The organism is Arthrobacter wenxiniae, from assembly GCF_013376105.1.
In the GTDB taxonomy this organism is placed as follows: Bacteria; Actinomycetota; Actinomycetes; order Actinomycetales; family Micrococcaceae; genus Specibacter; species Specibacter wenxiniae.
On record NZ_JAAMFM010000005.1, the window covers coordinates 74271 to 90107 of the forward strand.

General features: G+C 64.4%; 12 protein-coding genes. 5 read left to right on the top strand and 7 right to left on the bottom strand.

The window, feature by feature from the left end; genetic code table 11:
* The first annotated feature begins 241 nt into the window (after positions 1-241).
* The 3 genes from G6034_RS05540 to G6034_RS05550 all read left to right on the top strand — a co-directional run bounded on the left by G6034_RS05540 (position 242) and on the right by G6034_RS05550 (position 2943).
* Entirely contained in the window at positions 242-631 is a 390-nt protein-coding gene (locus G6034_RS05540) for a hypothetical protein (RefSeq protein ID WP_176634105.1), read from the top strand.
* A gap of 6 nt (positions 632-637) precedes the next feature.
* Positions 638-1933, top strand: a complete 1296-nt coding sequence (locus G6034_RS05545) for an MFS transporter (protein WP_176634106.1) — start codon at positions 638-640, stop codon at positions 1931-1933.
* A gap of 320 nt (positions 1934-2253) precedes the next feature.
* Positions 2254-2943, top strand: coding sequence for a TolB-like translocation protein (locus tag G6034_RS05550; protein ID WP_246295321.1), 690 nt, complete (start codon positions 2254-2256; stop codon positions 2941-2943).
* 884 nt (positions 2944-3827) lie between these two features.
* On the opposite strand, the gene G6034_RS05560 is transcribed toward G6034_RS05550, so the two are convergent.
* Positions 3828-8522, bottom strand: coding sequence for a DUF4082 domain-containing protein (locus G6034_RS05560; protein WP_176634109.1), 4695 nt, complete (start codon positions 8520-8522; stop codon positions 3828-3830).
* Positions 8523-8978: 456 nt separating this feature from the next.
* Between G6034_RS05560 and G6034_RS05565 the strand changes: the two genes are divergently transcribed.
* Positions 8979-9386, top strand: coding sequence for a VanZ family protein (locus tag G6034_RS05565; RefSeq protein WP_246295330.1), 408 nt, complete (start codon positions 8979-8981; stop codon positions 9384-9386).
* A gap of 85 nt (positions 9387-9471) precedes the next feature.
* On the opposite strand, the gene G6034_RS05570 is transcribed toward G6034_RS05565, so the two are convergent.
* Entirely contained in the window at positions 9472-10329 is an 858-nt protein-coding gene (locus tag G6034_RS05570) for a response regulator transcription factor (RefSeq protein WP_176634111.1), read from the bottom strand.
* A 200-nt stretch (positions 10330-10529) separates the two neighbouring features.
* On the opposite strand from G6034_RS05570, the gene G6034_RS05575 reads away from it, so the two are divergent.
* Positions 10530-12248 (top strand): sensor histidine kinase, encoded by a 1719-nt coding sequence (locus tag G6034_RS05575; RefSeq protein ID WP_176634112.1) that lies wholly within the window; start codon positions 10530-10532, stop codon positions 12246-12248.
* Here the strand turns inward: G6034_RS05575 and G6034_RS05580 are convergent.
* The 5 genes from G6034_RS05580 to G6034_RS05600 all read right to left on the bottom strand — a co-directional run bounded on the left by G6034_RS05580 (position 12221) and on the right by G6034_RS05600 (position 15797).
* A complete protein-coding gene (locus tag G6034_RS05580) occupies positions 12221-13123 on the bottom strand; it encodes a hypothetical protein (protein WP_176634113.1) in 903 nt (300 codons plus the stop codon). The two genes, G6034_RS05575 and G6034_RS05580, sit on opposite strands and share 28 nt — an antisense overlap.
* Positions 13120-13944, bottom strand: a complete 825-nt coding sequence (locus G6034_RS05585) for a hypothetical protein (RefSeq protein WP_176634114.1) — start codon at positions 13942-13944, stop codon at positions 13120-13122. The genes G6034_RS05580 and G6034_RS05585 overlap by 4 nt, the downstream gene beginning before the upstream one ends.
* A complete protein-coding gene (locus tag G6034_RS05590) occupies positions 13941-14540 on the bottom strand; it encodes a signal peptidase I (RefSeq protein WP_246295322.1) in 600 nt (199 codons plus the stop codon). Before G6034_RS05590 ends, G6034_RS05585 begins: the two co-directional genes overlap by 4 nt.
* A gap of 12 nt (positions 14541-14552) precedes the next feature.
* A complete protein-coding gene (locus G6034_RS05595) occupies positions 14553-15146 on the bottom strand; it encodes a hypothetical protein (protein ID WP_176634115.1) in 594 nt (197 codons plus the stop codon).
* Positions 15147-15248: 102 nt separating this feature from the next.
* The gene (locus G6034_RS05600; protein WP_218063615.1) at positions 15249-15797 is read right to left on the bottom strand and encodes an alternate-type signal peptide domain-containing protein; all 549 of its coding nucleotides are present in this window, start codon (positions 15795-15797) and stop codon (positions 15249-15251) included.
* Between the last annotated feature and the right edge of the window lie 40 nt (positions 15798-15837).

Here is a 15837-nt window from a genome sequence, read left to right on the forward strand (position 1 = left end):
ATCCAACACCAATGACCCCACCACGCGGGCGCCGGCATCAAGCGCGCCAGCCGCAGCGAGCCAGAAGGCATCAAGCGCGGCCAAAACCACGGCGTCCAGCCCGCCCGCCGGCAGCACGGCGTCACGTCCCGCCAAGTCATCGTCCGCACCAACAGCCAATCCCAAAGCGCCGGCATCAACTCCGGACCCAAAGAGGCCGCTTGAAGTTGCAGCTCCCGCGCAAACCCGTGCCAACATTTCATTGCCCCCTTCGAAGCCCCATGCAGCCCTGGTTTCCTCCCCCCTGCCCAAGGCCGCCAGCGCCACGGGGAAAATCGTCGCTGGATTCCCCTCCGCCGTCTTGCCGCTTGCACCAGGTAGCCACGTCTCCAGCAGCTCTGTCAGCCCGCAAGGCAAGACCCTGCAGGTAAGCCTTGTCGCCGCCACCACCACGGAGCCCCTCGCCGTCATGCAGTTTTACCAAACCCACCTCGCGGCCCTTGGCCTGAGCGCCGCGCAAGCACCGGCAAATGCCGGGTCCACCGCCATGTGGTTCACCCGCGGTGCGGACAAGATCACGATCACTGCCACAGCTGCCAAGGGTGGGGGCACCAAATACATTGTATTTGGCGTCCTCCACGCAGACAGCTAGCGGCCCATGTATCTCTCCTTTTCGGATCGCAGCGGCGGCAATACAGACGAGGCGGCGCCACCCGGAACACCCTTTAAAATATCCTCCGTCATAATCTCCTTGGGCATCGTGAGTCTGTTCACTGACATTTCCTCCGAGTCGGTGGGTGCGGTCCTCCCCGTCTACATCACTGGGGTACTAGGCCTGTCCATGGTGGCATACGGATTCCTTGACGGAATCAACCAGGGAATCAGTGCGATCGTCCGTATTGGGGCAGGTTGGACGGCCGACCGCTCAGACCGACACAAGCTCGTTGCCGTGCTCGGCTATGGATTGTCCATGGTGACGCGGGCATGGCTGCTGGTTGTAACAGGGTTTGGCGCGATCACGGCAGTAATTGCGGTAGACCGCATCGGAAAGGGCATCAGGACGGCCCCCCGGGATGCGATGATCAGCCAGGCCGCCCAACCCGAACACATGGCCAGGTCGTTTGGGGTGCACCGCATGCTCGACACGGTTGGAGCAACAGTGGGCCCGCTGCTGGCATTCTTGGTGCTGCTGCTCATTCCCACAGGATTCCACGTGGTCTTCGTCGTCTCCCTGGCCTGCGGGGTCATCGGATTCGCCGTGCTGGGCATTATGGTGCCTGGGAGGAAGCGGCGTGAAGCCCTGGCTGCCGGCCCATTGTCGGCGGGCATGGAAAAAGCTGCCCGTGCGGCGGGAGCGCGGATGCCATTCAGCTGGCGCGCGCTGAACACGTCCAGTATGCGCAGGCTTCTGCTCATCGCCGGACTCTTCGGCGTGATGACCATTGGGGACGGCTTTATTTACTTGGTCCTGCAGAGCCGTGCAGAGTTTGCCACGAAGTGGTTTCCGCTGCTGTATGTGGGAACCAATATGGCCTATTTGGCACTGGCCATCCCCCTCGGCCGGCTGGCGGACCGGTGGGGCAGGATGCGGGTGTTCATCGCCGGCCACGGCGCGCTGTTGGCAGCCTACTTGTGCGCGGCCCTGCCCGCCACAGGGGCTGCGGCGACGATGGTGTGCCTGCTCTTGTTGGGCATTTTTTACGCCGCCACGGATGGCGTCCTTGCTGCCCTGGCGGGACAGTTTTCGACCAGGGCTAGCCGCGCGAGTGGGATCGCCGCGGCGCAAACGGTGGTGGCCGTAACCCGGCTGGCGGCCTCGGTCGGGTTTGGGTCACTCTGGTTCTTATGGGGCCGGGAGACAGCCATACTTGCTGCCGCAGGTGCGCTGGCGGCCGCAATTCTGGGCGGCATCGTGGTGTGCCGTGGCATCGAGCCCTCGGCGGCCAGTGCATGAGTGCCAGAGTCCGATGGGCGTGGCTGAGTGCCATCACGGTCGTTGTCCTGGCCGGTGCCATAGGCTACGGCGTCTGGTCGTTTGTCCAGTATCAGCAACGACAGAACAGCCCCGTGTCCGTAGCCGTGTCCTCTAAAAACCTCAACCCTTCCGCCCCCCACATCGCGTTTAGGAACACCGCCGCCGGAGACGGTTATGGGCACGTGGCCACTGTCCCCCTGGCGAGCCCGCGTGGCGCCAGAACGGTAACATCCACGGTCTGCGACCGCGTCTATGCCGCTGGGGGAACACTTTCTTGCCTATCCACCAATCCCGGTATTGTGACTACCTTTGAAGCGGAGGTCTACGCCTCGGATGGAAAGGCATTGCGGTCATGGCCGCTGCCGGGCATCCCCAGCAGGACAAGGGTGTCCCCCGATGGCACCCTTGTCGCGTCAACGGCGTTTGTCACCGGCCATGCCTATGCGCCCGCCAGCTTCGCCACGGTCACCGTCATCAACAAAATCTCCGGCGGAGGTTACGGAAACCTCGAGGACTTCACCTTGATCGTGGGCGGAAGGAAGATCGCCCCAGTGGACAGGAACGTGTGGGGGGTAACGTTTGCCCCGGATGACAGGACGTTCTATGCCACGGCAGCTTCCGGTGACCGCACGTGGTTGGTGCGTGGGGACCTGAAGAAGCGCACGCTGACGTCCATTCATGAAACGGCCGAATGCCCGTCCCTGTCGCCGGACGGGACCCGCATCGCGTACAAAAAGAACATCACTCCCGGCCCTGTTCCCCACTGGAACATTGCCGTCCTGGATTTGTCCACCGGCAAGGAAACGGTCCTTGCCGAATCCCGCAGTGTGGACGATCAGGTCGAATGGCTGGACAACGACACTTTGCTCTATGGCCTGCCCCGTGCATCTGCCGTGGGCGATGACGATGTATGGTCCATCAAGGCCGCTGCGGGCGCTGCACCCCAGATGTTCATTGAGCACGCATGGTCCCCATCCGTGGTCCACTGATTGTTTGGTCGGTGTGTCGGGTTTTTTGAAGGTGTTCCGTTTGCTGGTGCCCGGGGCAGGTGGCAGAGGGTGATCTGAAGCCCGGTGTCGGCGGCCAAGGCTGGCAATCCGGCCTTGAACAGCCGGGCGCGGAGCCGTTGGAACCGTCTCCGTCCGTGGCGATCAGCAACCTGCCGCGCCCGGGTGGGCTGCGCCTCCTGTGGTGGTCCACCAGAAGCGAATGCGGTTCACGGCGGGCGCGGCGGGGTCGTGGCCGGTGCCCGCCGCAACCCATCCGGCGTTGGCGCCCCAACTGGGCGTTTCGGTCGGGTTGCCGGTTGCCTTCAAGGGTCCTCGTGTTGGTCTGCAGGCCGAAGCCGTCGGCTTGGACAGTTTCGCCACACTTTCCGCCCCCTCCCGGCGTCCCTGTCCGGTAAGCTCCGCGGCCAGTTTCGCCGTGGAGCGCGTCGTCCATCACAGCGGGGTTCCCGGTCCCCGCGCCGGGTCGAATCCACCAGCGCCAGCAAGGCCAGCGCCAGCAAGGCCAGGACCAGACCCGGGTCCTTCCCGGTCAGGGCCTTCCGGTCCACCCCGGGCTTGCGGACGCCCGGGAGCGTGGCGGTCGCGGCGTCCAGTTCATTCACGCCGTGCTGGACCCGCGAACGCCCGGCACCCGAGGCCCCGGCCACCGCGACAATCCCGCCATGGCCAAGCGAGCGGGCCCTGCCCCAAGCAGCAGGCCTGTGGCCCGTTCATGGGGATGGGTCAGGATCGTGGCAAACCTCGCGCGCAATAACTCGATAACTTCAGCAGGAATGGCCCGCACCGATATCCGACTCACCATGACAATTAGGCGTATTTATTTATGGGCGTGGCTGACCGCGCGGCCAGGGCGTCCGGGGTGGTCAGCTTCCGGCGGCGACCGTGAACACCAGGTCTACGAAGTAGTTGCTTGAGTTCCAGCTGTTCACTGGCATTCCGCCGCCGCTTGCGTACAGGTAGCGACCATTTGAAGCTCCCGCCACGGTCAGCGGACCCTTGACGAAGTCGCCGACAAAAAATGCGGAGGTGGAGGCGTAGGCTCCGTTGGGTGCGTAGTAGGAAACGGTATAGGTGCTTCCCGCCGCCAATGCCAGCGGGGTGGCCAAGGTGGCGCTTTGCCACCCGCCGGCAGTTTCGTTGCTGAACTGGACGGTGGCCAGGCGGACACCAGCACTGCTCCAAATGGAGCCCGTATGGACACCTGTGTTGCCAGGACCCTTGTAGAACCGGATTGCTGTCACAGTCCCGGCTGTTGAGGTCGTAAACGCGACACCCAACTCAATGGGAGCCGTATCCCCTGTATTGGATGGCGTTTGCGGCACCAGCGAACCGAACAGGGAGTAGCTGGTGGGAGTCTGCGACCCGTCGATGGTGGTGAAGGACCATGTTACGTCGGCGAGCGCAGCCCCTTGGGTGGAGACCAGGCCGCCAATAGTGACGTTGAATGTCGTAGCACCAGGCAGGTTCTGGGCCGGAGTAAATGTAATGGTTTTCCCGTCACTGGAGATGGCCGTGGTGCCCGTTATCGGCGTGGAGCCGCTCGTGACTGTCACCGAATAGCCCGCCTTCAACGCGCTGGAAAAGCTTGCAGAGACCGTGGACTGGACGGGCTGGTCAATAGACCCTGGTGCAGGCGACTGCGAGGAAATGGTCAACGGCGCGGCGGACGGTTGGAAAATGACGTCCACCAGATAGCTGGCCGCTGAAGAATTGCTCGGGAAGTTGGACGTATAGGAATACATGCCGTCCCCAGCTGGCACATGAAGGGGTCCGATGTCCGTATCTCCGCCGTAGGCTCCCGGGGTTGCAGAATATGTTCCGGTGGTGTTGGTGTATCCGGCAATGTACTCGGTCCCGGCAGTCACTGCCACCGGCGTTGAGAACGTTGCAGTTTGCCAACCCGTTGTCGACTCGTTCGTGAATGTCACCGTGGCCAACTGGGTTCCGTCGGTCTTGTACAGCGAACCAGTGTGTGTGCCGACGTTGCCCGGTCCCTTGTAGAATTTCACGCCGCTGATGGTTCCATTCGTGGCGGGGCTAAAGCGTACGCCCAGGGAAAGGGGGGTGCCGTCGGCAATTGACAGCACAGTTGGTGTCGAACTGTCTTGGTAAAGACTGCACGGGCAATTGCCGACCGTGGTGTCCGGGAGGACGGTTTTGAACGTCCAGCTATTCCCTGCGGTCAGGGATTCGCCCGTGGTCGCGGTCGCCGCCAGGGTCACGGAATAGCTCGTGGCGGTGGCCAGCGCCGCAGCAGGGGTAAACGTGGCGGTCCTGGTCGTCGCGTCATAGCCCGTCGATCCGGCAACGGTTGCTCCCGCTGCTGTCTTGACCACCATGCTGACGCTGCTTGCGTTGACGTTCTTGGAAAGAACCGCTTTGATGGGCGCGTTTAACGCGACACTGGTGGCGCCGTCCGGCGGTTGCTGGCTTGAAGCCGTCAGCGGGGTGGGTGCTGGTTGGAAGATGACATCGACCAGATAGCTGCTGGACGATGGATTGTTCGGGAAATTCGCGGTGTAGGAGTACATGGCCCCGTTGGCGGGAACGTGTAGCGGTCCCGTGGTGACGTCATTGCTGTAAGCGCCCGGGGTTGCCGGATATGTGCCAGTTGGATTGGTGTAGCCCGCCACGTACTCCGTGCCGGCAGTGACGGCTACGGGGGTGGAGAAGGCAGCACTTTGCCAGCCGCTGGTCGTCTCATTGCTAAACGTCACTGTTGCCAGTTGAGTCCCGTCGGATTTGTACAGCGTTCCCGCGTGCGGGCCGATGTTGCCGGGTCCCTTGTAAAACTTGATGCCGGTAATCGTGCCGTTGCTCGTTGGATTGAACTTGACACCTAGAGAGACGGACTTTCCGTCAGCAATGGACAGCACCGTGGGCACCGAGCTGTCCTGATAGAGACTGCAGGGGCAGTCCCCGGTTGCGGTGTCCGGCAGGACAGTTTTGAAACTCCAGGTTCCGCCCTGGCTGAGTGATATCCCGTTGGCATCAGTCGCCGCGATGGTGGCGGTGTAGTTCGTGCCCGTGTCCAACGCTGCCGAGGGGGTGAAGGTTGCCGTCCGTGTCGTAGGATCGTAGGCCTGCGTACCACTGACTGCAGCTCCTGCAGCCGTCTTTAGGGATATGTTTACCGAGGTGGATACAACGTCCTTGGACAGGACAGCACTCACCGGCGTACCTACAGCAACGCTCGATGCACCCCCGGCCGGCACCTGCCCTGTTGCCGACAGCGGTGAAGTGTCCGTGGTTTCGAAGATGGCATCCACGTAATAGTTGGACCCCTGGTAGCTGTCCGTGGGGAAGCTGCCGTTCGTGTTGTAGACCCCTGCCGGGGCCGCACCAAACCCTCCCGCGATTGACATCGGGGCGGCCGTGGTGCCCGCGTATGCCCAGTAGTAGGAGGCGTAGGAATAGTGGCCGTTGGGGGCGGTGTACGAGACCACGTACGTTTGCCCGGCCGTCACTTTGACGGGGGAAATGAATTTGGCGCTTTGCCAACCGCTGGCACTTTCGTTGGAAAATGTGACAGTCGCCAGTTGCTTCCCCGAGCTGTCCCACACTGTTCCCGTGTGCACCCCAGTGTTCGCAGCACTCTTATAGAATCTGACGCCTGACACGTACCCGGATTGGTTGGGGGTGAACCGAAGGCCAAGCACGGTGGCGCTTCCATCACCGGAGTCCACATTTGCCGGCACTTCGTCGCCCAAAACGCTGTAAGGTCCAGCGACCTGCACCGGCACGGAGGTTGGTGTCGATGGATAGTTGGCGCTGTCGTCAATTCCACGGGCGAGCACGGCCATGGCGCCGACCCCGTGCTGGATATAGCTGTAGGTCCAGCTTGAAGTTCCCTTGGCCGGATGCCAGCTTGCGCCAGCGTCCGTTGAAACTTCGACGCCGGCCACCACGCCGCCAACGTCGGACGCCGTGCCGGTGACAGTCACTTTGGCGCCGTTGGCGATGGTCGCGCCAGACGAAGGCGTACTCACTGTCACAACCGGCGGAGTTGTGTCGGTGCTGGCGGTCGCACGGGCCAGCGCCGGATCCAGCGTCACGGGTTGGGCCCCCATGTCCGCGAGCAGGTTCACTTCGGCCTGGCGCATGCGCGGGTCGGCGGGAGCCCCGTTTCCGTCGTGCGTCTGGTCCAGGCCCCAAGTCCACTGCACACTGCCTGCTGAAAAGATCAGCGCACCGCCGGCGTTCTTGTACAAGGTTATGTTGTGCGTGGTTGTTCCGGGAAGCACTACGTTGCCAAAATCCTGAAGGTACTGGTCTGTGGGTCCGACGGTCGTGGAAAGGCGGATCAGGCCCGCCGGTCGGAATCCGTTGTCCAGGTCCTCGTTTGACTCGTAGCCGATCGTATGGGGAGCCAAGGCCTGGGTGGTGCCCGGGGCCAGGGTCGACAGGCCCGTATTCCGCCACAACCTTGTCTTGCCTTCGGCAGCCGAAACCGTGACAGGAAGGTCCGTGTAGTTGGACATGTATATGGTTCCGCTCAACGCGTTCTCGGGCAGCCCCGCGCCGTTTGCCTGGGACGCGAACCGGGGATCGCGCCATGTCCCGGTCCACTCCGCGCTTGGGTCAATCTTTGCGTTCGACCAGGTTTCCTTGTAGGAGGTAATGGTCCGGTAGCTGGTGTTGTCAGTCGTGGACGCCTCATACCTGGTGTGCCAGTAGTCATCGTTGCCGGAGAGGAATTGCAGGTTCACGCCGGCATTTCCTGCGGCCGTGATGTTTGCCCGTTGGGCTGCCGACCAGTATTCGTCATGTCCGACGGACAGGAACACGTTGTGGTTCTTCAAGAGGGATCCATGGCGGTCTGAATCCACACCGGCAATGTAGGAGACGTCGTACCCGTTTTGCTCAAGGAATCTGACCATCGGGTATTCGTTGGCGAAGTAGAAATCTCGCCCATCATTGTCTCCGCGCGTGACGACGGGGCGGTTGTAGCTGATTTTAAATGCCCGGCCTATCGCCGCGCCCTGGTAGAAATCGGCTCCGCCATAAGTGTTGTATGCCTGCCACGTCGGATCAGAGGTTTGAAAGACGACATTTGAATGGCTGGCGTCATTGCGAACGATGAATGTGATCTGGCTCTTGTCGCCGTTGTCGGGGCGCGTCAGCAGTGCAATATAGACACCTGAAACAGCGGTCGTTGGCACAGCCCAGGAGGCAGAAAGGGCCCATGTACCACAGTCGTAGAGTTGAGTCGTGGCGTCAGTCAGGCACTGTGGCTGCGACTGCGGCAACGTGGCCGATGGCGTGACGGAAGCAATTTTTCGCGCTCCCAAACCCTGATAGTAGCCGGTGCGGTAGATGTCAATCGTGTAGGCCGCCGCCGTGGTCTTAATCTTGAAGCCGATCGTCTGGCCCACATTGACGCTGATATCCGTGGAGAATCCCTGGATGTCCGTATCGCCTGCGCCGGAAATATCCCATATGGACGGATCCGTCCCGGGCTTACTGTTCTCACAGGAGATGGGGTTGCTGCCAACACCGCATGGGTCGGCAGCGGCCGCACTCCCCACGGTACCCAACACCAAAGTTGCAGTCACCATGGCACACGAAGCAGCAAGCGCCAGACCAGACTTCACAATTCTGCGAAACCCTGGTGCTCCGCATCGAGATCCGTTCGCCTTGCCCGTCCTCGGCAACTTAAGCGGTGCTGCGCAAGGTCCTTCTTGCAAATGTTGCATGGCTTGACTTCCTTGCGAACGTGATCCTCTAGAAAATTGGCTAAACAGCATGGGAGCACCCTTGACGGGCGCGTCCCAATACGACGTTAGGCAGGCCAAATGGGAGACACAAGAGTGGAGTGCAAAAACACGTAGCCCGGGCAAAAAAGCGAGTACTCCCAGCAAACTATTCGGGCAGTGGAGCCACCGCAATTCTGGTACGCGACGCCCATGCCGTCCGCCACGAATGGAATTTCGGTGGGGAATCCATTCATGGCCTGCCGCTACACTGGCGGTGTGATCGATCTACGGCACAGGATGGCCACGCCGGTGGCTGTAATGTATTTTGCGGCCCTGGGCGCCATCGTGTTCTGGCCATCCCCCGTGGACAGGCCCATTGACGGTGCGCTCATGCATTTCATCGGGTGGCTGCACGGCCACGGACTGCCGCAATGGTTCATCGGCTACCGCAAGGTTGAGTTTGCCGCGAACATCCTGATGTTTGTCCCCTTTGGCGTCATCATCGCCGCGCGTCTGCGCCGCGGGTTTTGGTGGGTTGCCGTCATGGCGGCAGCCGTGCTTTCCGGCCTCATCGAGCTGGCGCAGGCACTGTTCCTCCCAGCGCGCCTCCCGGCCTGGAGCGACATTGCGGCCAACACCAGCGGGGCCCTCGTCGGCGCCGTGCTTCTCGTCATTTTTCGGTCCGCCGCCGCCAGCCGTCCCAGGCGCGCTCCGGCCCGGCCCTAAGGCCCGGTCGCCCGCCCCGACCGCAGGGGGCACGCCTCATCCTTGGGCGAACCATCTTCCGGTGGCAGCGGAGTTTGGAGAACGCCTAAACCGCCAGTCTGTACCCGACGCCGCGGACTGTCTTGATCCAGCGCGGCGAGCGCGGATCGTCGCCCAGCTTCCGGCGCAAGTTGGCCATGTGCACTTCGATCGTGCGCTCATCGGCGTCGCTGATGTAGCTGCCCACCCCATACTCCTCGCCGCGCAGCCGGCGCACCAGATCGCCCTTGGAGCGCACCAGCTTTCCGCTTTCCATCATGGCCAGCAGCAGGTCGAATTCGGTGCGGGTCAAGTCCAGTTCCGCCCCTTCGAACTCCACCGTGCGGGTGGCTCCGTTGAGTGAGAGCCCCTCGTGGACCAAGGTTGCCTGCCCGCCTGCGTCCTGTCCCGGGTCCGGAGGCACGGGCCCGGCCACCGTGTACACGGAGGGGCTGCCGAAAGCCGGCTTCTCCGCGGTGGCGGGCAAACCGCCGCCCGCGGGGCTGGAAGCCTGGGCGTTCCCGGAAGCCGAACCCGGCGCCGCCCCGCTTCCGCGCCGTGGACGGCGCATCAGGGCGCCAACGCGGGCCCGGAGCTCGCGGGGGCGGAACGGTTTGGTCAGGTAGTCGTCGGCGCCGGTCTCAAGTCCCAGCAGGGTGTCCAGTTCATCGTCCCTGGCGGTGAGCATGATGATGTAGCTGTCGCTGAACAGGCGGATGCGCCGGGCCACTTCAAAGCCGTCGATGTCGGGCAGTCCCAGGTCCAGGGTGACCACGGCTGGATTGTGCTCCCGCACGGCCTCCACGCCGGCCGCGCCGGTGTCCGCGGCGTGGACGTCAAAGCCCGACTGGTTCAGCACCACCTTGATAAGTTCACGAATGTCCCTGTCGTCCTCTATGACCACAGCGGTCCGCAGACTGTCCATTACAACCCCACTACCTTCAAGAGACCGCCCTGCGACAGGGCCTTGTTCAACCACGCAGGAATGCACGCATTTGAACAGTATGACATCATCGATGTCTATGGCTGGATCCCTGTGGGATCGTGACCAGGCCGCAACTCCCCGCAAGCGCCAGCGAATCACTTTAGTGCGTGGGTGCAGCACATTTCCCGGACGGACGTTCCTTGACTGAATCCAATGCAGACCGGCTGATTCGCCGGTATTTTTACGAGCGCACCTTGCGCGTCAAGGTCTTGCTCACGCAGGCGCCGCTGACCCTGACCGTCATTTTGCTGGTGGTGCATGGGGCGGCCATCTATCCGAAGATCTTCGCCGACCCGGTCTTCACCGCCGGCCTGTGGTTGCACGCTGCCGTTCTTGTCCTCTGCGTCCTGGTTCCTTGGGACAGGCTGCCCTCCCCCAGCGTCCTGGCCATTCCGTACCTGGATTTTGTCGCCATCGGGTTTACCCGCCAGGGCAGCCTGCAATACGCAACGTCGGCAGGATTGCTGATGCTGTTTCCGGTATTTTGGTTGGCGGCCTCAGGGCTGGCACGCAAGACGGCAGTTGTGACCAGCACTCTCGGCACCCTGCTGATCGTATGGCTGCCCATCCTGCTTGCCCCTGTCCCGGTGACCGGTGAACAGCTGGGCAAGCCGCTGCTGTTCCCCTTCATGATGATGGGATTCGCCCTCACCGTGGTGGCGCTGACATCGAGCATGGACAGCCAGCGCCAGCGCGTGCTGGCGAAGGACGCCCAGCTGCGCGCCTCATTGGAGGCCAGCCGCCAGCGCGAACAGCTGCTCGTCACCATCCTCGACACGGTGCCGGTGGGGCTGGTGGTGGTTGATGGCACTGGCCACGACCAACTGATGAACGCCACCCAACAGGGCGTGCACCGCCTGGCCGTGCCGGAGCACCTGACCGATCCGGAGGAAAAGGACCTCCTGATCTTTGCCCCGGACAAGGCAACCCCCCTGGACCCGGAGGCACGTCCCGTCCACCGCGCCGTCAAGGGCCATTCCTTTACCAATTACCGGGTGTGGATCGGCTCCGGGGAGAAGGCCCGGGCCTTCTCCACCACGGCCCGGACCATCAGGAATGGGTACGGCAGGTACGACGGCGCCGTCATCGCCTTCCACGACGATACGGAAATGATTGCCGCATTGGCAGCCAAGGACGACTTTGTTGCCAACGTTTCCCACGAATTCCGCACCCCGCTGACATCCATCCAGGGATATCTGGGCCTGGCGCTGGAGGAACCCGAGCTCCTTCCCGGGCGCGTCGTGAAGTACCTGGAAGTGGCTGAACGAAATGCCGAACGGCTGAGCCGGCTGGTCCATGACCTGCTCACCACCGATTCCATCACCGTGGAGAAGTCACTGACGGATGTGGCCGGCGTGGTGGCCGACAGCCTGTCGTCGGCGCGTCCGGCCGCGGACATCACCGGCGTGGAGCTGGTCAACGAGATGCCTTTGAGCCTGCCCGCCATGGTTGACGCCGTCCGGTTCGGACAGGTGCTGGACAACCTGGTGTCGAACGCCATCAAGTATTCGCCCGACGGCGGAACCGTCACGGTGCGCGCCTGGCCCGAAGGCGGTGACCTCGTGTGCGAAGTGCAGGACACCGGACTGGGCATGAACAGCGCCGAGCAGGCGGACGCGTTCAAGAAGTTCTTCCGTGCCGATCCGGCCCTGAATCGCTCCATCCCCGGCCTCGGCCTGGGACTGCTGATCACCAGGTCCATAGTGGCGAAGCATGGCGGGACCATTTCCGTTCGCAGCGAGCGCGACGTGGGCACCACCATGCGCATCGTGCTCCCCCACGGGGTACCCGACACTGGCGTGTTCAGCGCCGACGCGGCGCAGGGCACCCGTCAGTACAGGCCGGATCCCCAGTCGTAGTACTGGACGGTCTTGTAGACGGGGTCGCCCACGGTGGTGCCGTTTACGGGCTGGATCCGGAGGCTGTAGTTGGAATGGAACGGCGCGCCTTGTCCGCTTGCGGCCCGGGGAAACGTCACGGTGATTCCGCCGCCGCTCACGGTGGCCTCCATGCCGTAGCCCGACGTGGCGGACACCAGCGTGACCACATAGCTGGTGCCGGCGGACCCGGTCCAGCTGAGGGGAAGGGCGGCCGTGGTGGCACCCTTCACGAGTGCTTGGGCGCTGACAACGGGAATGGCCAGCGGAGACCTGCCGTCGGGACGGGCGTAGTAGCAGTTGTCTGCCGGCTCCGCGGAGTATTGGTAGGTCCGATAGATCGGGTCCCCGGCATCGGCCCCGTTCATGGGAAGGACCCTGAGGACATAGTGGCCGTAGGCGGCCGCCGTCCGCTGCAGCGTGAACGTCGCGGCGGGGGCGGTGACGGTGGCGGCTCCCGGATAGCTGTAGCCCTTGTCGTCATAGGACAGGGTGACCACATAGGAGGTGGCCCTGCCCGCCGCGGGCCACGTGAATTTGATGTCAGCGGCCTTGTCCGTTGGTTGGGCCGGAACCGGCTGGCAGGTGACCTGTTCAGGATCCAGCACGGTTGGCCGGACGGCCAACACGGGGTTGGCGGTCACCACGGTGCCGGCAGGCGGCGGCGCCGCCGGGGCGCCGGCGGTGATGGCGATGGTTGCCGTGGCGCTCTGCTGCCAGTTGGCCACGGCGGCAAGGGTCCCCGCGCCCACCAGCACGGTCGCCAGGAACACCACCACGGCGGCCCTGAAGCCCGGCAGCGGGCGCAGCCGCCCCGCCCCGGTCCGGCCAGCAACCGGGGGTGTCTGGTCTTTCATGAGTTGCGTCTCCTGGTGCGCAGCGCGGCGAAAAGGAGCAGGCCCGCGACGAACATCAGCAGCTGCGCCGGCCGCTGGTCGTTGCCCTCCACGTTACTGTGCGTGGCCCGTTCGGCTGATGGGCCGTCCTGAGGTTCGACGCCGGATGTCCCGGCCGCCGCCTGATGGGCCGCGGACCCTGGGGCGGGATCCTCGGCAATGATGCCGGCCGGCACGGCCTGCCGCACCGTGTTCCGGTCCGCCGGAGCGCCCGGCGCGGGGCAGGCCGCGGCAGTGGCCGGGCCGCCGGTTCCGCGCATGAGGAATACCAGCTGCACGCTTGCGCTGTCACGCCTCGTGGCGTTGCTTGCGGACGCGTCCATGCCGAGGGCCAGGTCCAGGCGCTTGGTCTCGCCGGGCGCCAGGCCCCAGCCCTGGAACACGCTCCGGCAGCTGCCGGGGGACGGCAGCGGCACGGTGGCTGAACCGTTGCCTCGAGAACCGGCCACCAGGTCCAGGGACTCGGTAAGGACGTCAATCCCACCCACGGACTTCACGGCGAGGGCGATTTCCGCCGGTTCCGTGCCGCCGTTGCGGACCCAGACGCTTCCAGGCCGCGACTCGCCGGGCACCATGCCTGAGAGGCTGCGAAAGATGACCGGCGCCTGCCCCCTGGTGAAATGCACGCCGTCGCTGCTCAACAGCATCTCCGGACCGTCCGTGGCGGAGGCGGGGGCCGCCACCAGCACGGCCAGCGCCGCCGCCAGCACCGCTCCGGCCGGCAGGACCGCGACCCGGTGCCGGGGGCCTCCCGGGCGCCCGGCCGGCCCGGGCGGTGTCATGAGGCCTGCCCGGATTCCTTCGTGACGCGCTTCCTTCCCCGGACTCCCTGCGCCATGCTGAACGCCCCAAAGCCGACGAGCCCAACGGCCGCAAGGGGCATGAGGGCCCCGCGGTTGGTTTGGCCCAGCTTGTTGGCCACGAGTCCGACATAGGGGACGGCGTAGAGCAGCTTGCCCCTGACTTGCTGGGCGTGGACCGGTGCGGCGTCGGCCAGCGAGTTGTTGTCGCCCTTGGTCGTGAAGACCCGCTCCCCGGACTCCGTGGTCCCCACGGACACGATGCGGTGGCTGATCACGGCAGGCTTCCCGGACTCGATTTGGTAGGTGATGATGTCTCCCACCCGCAGGCTGGCGAAGGAGGTTGGCTTGACCACCAGAAACGTTCCGGGGGCGTATTTGGGAGCCATGGAATTGGTCAGGACGGTGTACGTCTGGGAACCGGTCGCAAGCGGCGCCACCACCAGGACCAGGGCGGCCAGCGCGGCGGCAATGAACATCAGGAAGGCCGCCCCGCGCGCTGCCAGGCGCAACCAGCGCTCCGGCGCGGTAAGACTGGCGGCCCCGCCGGGATCGGCGGGTGTCTGGAGGGCGGTCATGGCGGTCCCTTTCTACTGCTGGGTGACGACGATGGGAAGCGTGATTGCGGCGGTGCTTCCCGCCAGGGCGGCGGGAGTGGCTGCGTTGAGGGCGACCTGGAAGCAGAACACCCCGGTGGCGCCCTTGGCGATGGTCATGGCGGGCAGGTCGGCGGGAGGCGCGGACGCGTAGAGCGCGGCACTGGAGCATTGGTCCAGCGCGGCCGCGGCCACGGCCTTGACGGTCAGGTAGCCGGCCAGTCCGCTGCCGGCGTCGGTCTTGCCGGGCGTGGAGCCGAGGGCGGCCTGGATGGTGAAGTCGCCGCCGGCGTTGGTGACGTTTCCCAAGCGGACCCCGGCGTAGGTGGCCTGTCCGGGGAGGACGGTGCCGGCCGGCGTCGTGGTCAGGGCTATCGCGGCGGCGGTGCCGTCGGGGAGCGTCATGTCGGTGGTGTTGTTCACCGAGGTGTCGGTCAGGCTGACCCTGAAGTCAGCGGCCTGGATGGTTCCGGCGTTGGCGCTGACGGCCGTGTTCCAGAGTGCGTAGCTGCCCTGGACGGCCAGGAGTCCCAGGAGCACCGCGGCCAGGACCAGGCCGGCCGCCTTCAACATGGGGGAACTTCGCATGACATCTCCGGAAGGGGTGGCGGTGTGCCTGCCATGGCCGGCACACCACCGGGGTCTTCGAACTGGTCCAGCCGCCCCCCTGCGGGGAACCGGCTGCCGCCGCTACGAGTTGTTCGCGGAGGCGGGCGCCTGCTGCACCAGCGCGTAGCCGATGTTGCCAAGGCTGTAGGAGGCGTTGGTGGCGGTGCGGCCCGTGGCCGAGGACTTGAACGTGAACGTGGTGGAGGCCTTGACCACGCCGGAATCGCTGGGCTTCAGGATGGCGTCCGGCAGGACCTGGGTGCCCTTGGTCAGCGTGGTGGCGCTGGCTGTGGCGGCGCCGCCGAACGCCGCGGATCCGGTCCCGTCGGCGCCGACGCCTGTGACGGTCAGTTTGGCGGTCATCAGGTCGCCGGTCAGGGTGACGTTGACGTCCTGCGTGTAGGTCAGGACGTCGCCGGGGACCACGCGGTAGGCGGAGATGTCGGCGATGGCGGTGCCGGCGGCGTTGGTCCACTTGCCGTTGCTGGCCACCAGGTTCAGGTCACCCGAGACCACGGAGCCCATGCTTGCGTTTTGTGCCTGGTTCCAGGTGGCGAGCGTTCCGCCACCGCCCACCAACAGGAGGACGCCCACACCGGTTGCGATTGCGCCTTTGCCCATCTTGTTCATTGTGAGACCCCTTGTTCAACTTGTTCAACTTCATTCCGCG